Here is a 4,164-nt window from a genome sequence, read left to right as displayed (position 1 = left end):
AGTTCACCCCCAGCTTCTCCCAGAACTCCGCCGTCACCATCTTCCCGCCGTACACACCGATGCTCCCCGTCAGCGTCCCCGGCTGCGCGACGATCTTGTCCGCGTCCATCGCCACGAAGTACCCGCCGCTCGCCGCGTACGTCCCCATCGAGACGATGACCGGCTTGCCCTTCTCCCTCGCCCGCTGCACCTCGCGCCGCACCGTGTCGCTCGCCACGTAGCTGCCTCCGGGGCTGTCCACCCGGAAGACGATCGCCTTCACCCGCGAGTCCTCCACCGCCTTGCGGAACGCCGCCGCCACCGTCTCGCTCCCCATCGTCACCTCGCCCGACATGGGGTTCGTCTGGCTCTGCCCTCGCGAGATTCCGCCCGCCCCGTAGATGAGCGCCACCGTCGGGCCCTTCGTGTTCGGCCTGCCCGCGCGCTCCAGGTACTTGTCCAGGAACAGCAGCCGCGCCCCCTCCCCCGCCTCCTGCTTCACCTTCGCGTACACCTCGTCCCGGTACAGCAGCCCGTCCACCAGCTTCGCGTCCACCGCCTGCTTGCCCAGCAGCGGCGCCGCGTCGATCGCCGCCTTCACCTCGTCCTCGCTCAGCTTGCGGCCCTCGGCCACCCCCTTCACCATCTGCCCGAAGAGGCTCGTCAGGAAGCGCTCCGTCGCCTCGCGGTGCTCCGGCGTGTACGTCTGCTCCGTGTACGTGTTCGCCGCGTTCTTGTACTCGTGGCGCTTGCCAATCCTCGGCTTCACCCCGAGCTTCGCCAGCGCGTCGCGCGCGAAGGGCGTCTCGATCGCCGGCCCCAACAGCGACAGGTCTCCGGAGGGCTGGAGGTAGATTTCGTCGAACGCCGAGGCCAGGTAGTACGTGCCCGACGCCCCCCCGCCCTCGCCGAAGGTGTCCGCGTACGCCACCGCCTTCTTGCCCTTGGCCCGGAAGGCCTTCACCGCGTCGCGCAGCTCCTGCACCACCGCGGTGCTGCCCGGCGCCCCGTTCATCCGCACCACCAGCCCCTTCACCCGCGCGTCCTCCCCCGCCTTCTCCAGCGCGTCCACCACGTCGCGCACCGTCGTCCTGCCCGGGCCGAACGCGCTCGCCAGCGAGTCCTCTGGCATGTACTCCACCAGCGCCTCGTCCAGCTCCAGCTCCAACACCACGTTGCCCGGGACACCCGGCTTGCTCGCCGCCCCCAGCATGGCCAGCCCGAAGATGGCTCCGATGAAGAGGACGGTCAGCCCGCCCACCACCGCGAGCGAACCGATGAAGAAGCGTTTCATGCGCGAGGCTCCTGACACCTGCGTGTCGCGTGTATTCCGAGGGCTTACTACTAACGGCCTCCCGACACGAAGCCCGCTCCGCCTCTTCACCCACCGCCCGGGTGCTCCCGCCCCGAGGCATGCGAGCGGGCGCCGGCCCTACCCTCCTACGCTCGGGCACCTCCCCAGGAGCCCCACCGGCTCCTGCGAGAACCGTTCTCCTGGAAACGTCGGGACGTTCTGGAATGAACCAAGGGCTCTCCCCGCGTTCTGCGGATGCCTATTCCTTTTGGTGTCGACGCGCACCGCCGAGCCAGGACCCTCCCATGGACGACATCCACTCACTCGCAGTTCAGACGTCTTCTCCCTCGGTGCGGAACCCGACCCTCACGCGCCCGGACTCCTCCTCGGGAATGCGCGAGCCAGGCCTGGATGGGGACTACCCCTTCTCCGAGCCCATCCCCGTCCGGCTCCACACCGTCCAGGGTGCCGGTGGCGTGTCGCTCGCCGTGTACGACGCGGGGGACCTCTACGGGCCCACCCTCCTCTTCCTCCACGGCTTCTCGCAGTGCCACCTGTCCTGGCGCCGCCAGTTCCAGAGCGCCCTGGGCCTCGGCTTCCGCCTGGTGGCGGTGGATCTGCGAGGCCACGGCTACTCGGACAAGCCCCGTGGCGCCTACGGGGACGGCCGCCTGTGGGCCGATGACCTCCAGGCCGTCATCTCCTCCCTCCAACTGGAGCGGCCCCTGCTCGTCGGCTGGTCCTACGGGGCGATGGTCGTCGCCGACTACCTGCGTCACTACGGGCAGGCGCACCTGTCCGGCATCCACTTCGTCTCCCCCATGGTGAAGAGCGGCTCCGAGGAGGCCTTCGCGCTGCTGGCCCCCGAGATGCTCGGGCTGATTCCCGGCCTCTTCACCCACGAGGAGCCCGCCTGCCGCTCCACCCTGGAGACCTTCGTCTCGCTGCTGCACCACGCGCCGGTGTCGGCGCAGACGCGCAACCTGGTGCTCGGCTACACGCAGCAGGTGCCCGCGCACGTGCGCGAGTCGCTCGGCTCGCGCTCCGTGGACAATGACGACGTGCTGCACCGGCTCACCCTCCCCGTGCTCGTCACCCACGGCCTGCAGGATCGCATCGTGCTGCCCGACTCCAGCCACCACCTCGCCTCCGTGGTGCCCGATGCCCAGGTGTCCTTCTACCCCGGCGTGGGCCACTCGCCCTTCTGGGAGGACTCGCGCCGCTTCAACCGCGAGCTCGCCGCCTTCGCCGCGCGCTGCTGGTAGCCCGTGCCCGGGGGCGCCCGTCAGACCTCGGTGAAGCGCGTGCCGGTGAGGCCCTCGCGCTCCAGGGCCTCCTTGAGGTCCTCGGAGATGATGAGCCCCAGCGTCCAGCCCCAGGGACGGAAGACGCGCGCTCCCTCGACTTTCGTCGGGTCGATACGCACGCCCGCGATGTACCGATACTGGCCCACCTTCTCGGGTTGGCCATCCTCGGGCCGCCAGTACTGCACCTCCTCGCAGCGGGCATCGTCGATGCAGCGGAAGCTGCGCAGGGCATTGAGGATGAAATAAGGCCCGGCGTGGTTCTCCACCTGCACGGGGAGGAACTGCACCTCCTGGATACCCAAGCGCTCGAAGAGCTGAACGACGCGGTCGTGGACCACGGGAGTGGCGAAAGCATCCAGCGTGAAGTCCAGCGTCACTCCGTCGGGCCGCACGGGGAACCGGATGAGGCCCTGGGGCTCAAGCCCCTGGCCCTTCGTGAACTGCCAGGGATTGATTTTCCGCCCGTGCTCATCGACAGGGTGCCTCAAGTGCCAGCGCTTCGGAATGTACATGTCATCCGCCAACTCGTAGTACCTGGACATGTCTTCGGCTCCAGCGTCAGTCTTGTGGTTTCGTCAGCAGTTGGTGGAGTCGAGACCCGGGAGTGCAGGCCTCCTCCGCGAGTTTCTTGAGCACTTCCACCAGCTTGCCCTTGCAGTGGAAGACGGTTGTGCAGTCACTGAGCGCCAGGTTGATCTTCTGGTACACCGCTAGATGGTAGCTCTTCGGATGTGGACCCTTGTGACCCTTGAGGTAGACGAGGTTCTCCGCTGCGTCCAGACTCATCCCCGCCAGCTCGAAGAGTTCCTCGAAGCGAGGTGTCCAAGGGCCTCCCGATGCCATGGAGGTGTCATTCTTGTTCGTGGCGAGGTGGTGCCAGTGGTGGCCGTCCTTCTTCTCGGAACCATCGGCGCAGGCGCTGCCCACGGCGGAGGCCGCCGTGCCCGCCGCCACCCCCGTCACGATGAGGGTGCCATCGGCCACCATCCGCACCGCCGTCGCCCCCTCCAGTGACAACCCCTCGGCCATGGCGTAGCGAGGAGCGTTGAGCAGCGCTCCCAGCCCGCCTTCGGGCACCTGGGGCAGGGCCTTGGACATCCCCATGCTGGTCACCAGCATCAGCACCCGCAGCGCCGTACCCCCCATCGCCTTGCCGAAGTGCTCCGCCGCTGCTTCCAGTTCCTCCACCGTCCTCGCGGCCTCGGCTTCCTGGTACAGCCGCAGGCACGCCCGAGCGAGATGGGTGAGCTCCAGTGCTCCCACCAGCAGGGAGAGCCTCACCGTCAGGGCCACCACGAAGGCCTTGGTGAAGAGGGGCTCGGGGGCCAGCCACGCCGCGAAGTACACCAGCACCGAGAGCGCCACGCTGGAGAGGAAGACAGGCGAGGCGAAGAGTTCCCGCGCCGCTTCGCGCACGCCCTCGCCCATGTAGCGCGGGGAGAGTTTGAGAGCCAGGTAGAGGCGGCTCGTCTCCAGCGACCGGGGCAGGGGCAGTGGGGATTCGCCGAAGCGGGACAGGTACTCCTGCCTCAGGCGCAGCTCCCACTCCGCCGGCATTTCCGCTCCCGTGCCCGTCGAGGCCAG

General features: G+C 68.4%; 4 protein-coding genes. 1 reads left to right on the top strand and 3 read right to left on the bottom strand.

The window, feature by feature from the left end; translation table 11 throughout:
• The coding region (locus tag VF794_RS16550; RefSeq protein ID WP_331111510.1) for a S49 family peptidase at positions 1-1,273 on the bottom strand (1,273 nt) is incomplete at its 3' end.
• A gap of 305 nt (positions 1,274-1,578) precedes the next feature.
• On the opposite strand from VF794_RS16550, the gene VF794_RS16545 reads away from it, so the two are divergent.
• On the top strand, positions 1,579-2,538 hold the full coding sequence (locus VF794_RS16545; RefSeq protein WP_331111509.1) for an alpha/beta hydrolase: 960 nt from the start codon (positions 1,579-1,581) through the stop codon (positions 2,536-2,538).
• A 20-nt stretch (positions 2,539-2,558) separates the two neighbouring features.
• Here the strand turns inward: VF794_RS16545 and VF794_RS16540 are convergent, their stop codons facing one another.
• Both VF794_RS16540 and VF794_RS16535 read right to left on the bottom strand, forming a co-directional pair.
• Entirely contained in the window at positions 2,559-3,122 is a 564-nt protein-coding gene (locus VF794_RS16540; RefSeq protein ID WP_331111507.1) for an imm11 family protein, read from the bottom strand.
• A 16-nt stretch (positions 3,123-3,138) separates the two neighbouring features.
• Positions 3,139-4,164, bottom strand: a 1,026-nt coding sequence (locus VF794_RS16535; RefSeq protein WP_331111505.1) for an AHH domain-containing protein, incomplete at its 5' end; no start/stop codon positions are given.

Source organism: Archangium sp., from assembly GCF_036389735.1.
In the GTDB taxonomy this organism is placed as follows: Bacteria; Myxococcota; Myxococcia; order Myxococcales; family Myxococcaceae; genus Archangium.
The sequence above is the reverse complement of the archived record's forward strand: the minus strand, read 5'-3'. Positions and strand labels throughout refer to the sequence as shown.

Coding starts and splice junctions, on each gene's coding strand:
- VF794_RS16545 (WP_331111509.1), top strand. CDS start 1,579: ATGGACGACATCCACTCACTCGCAGTTCAGACGTCTTCTCCCTCGGTG.
- VF794_RS16540 (WP_331111507.1), bottom strand. CDS start 3,122: ATGTCCAGGTACTACGAGTTGGCGGATGACATGTACATTCCGAAGCGC.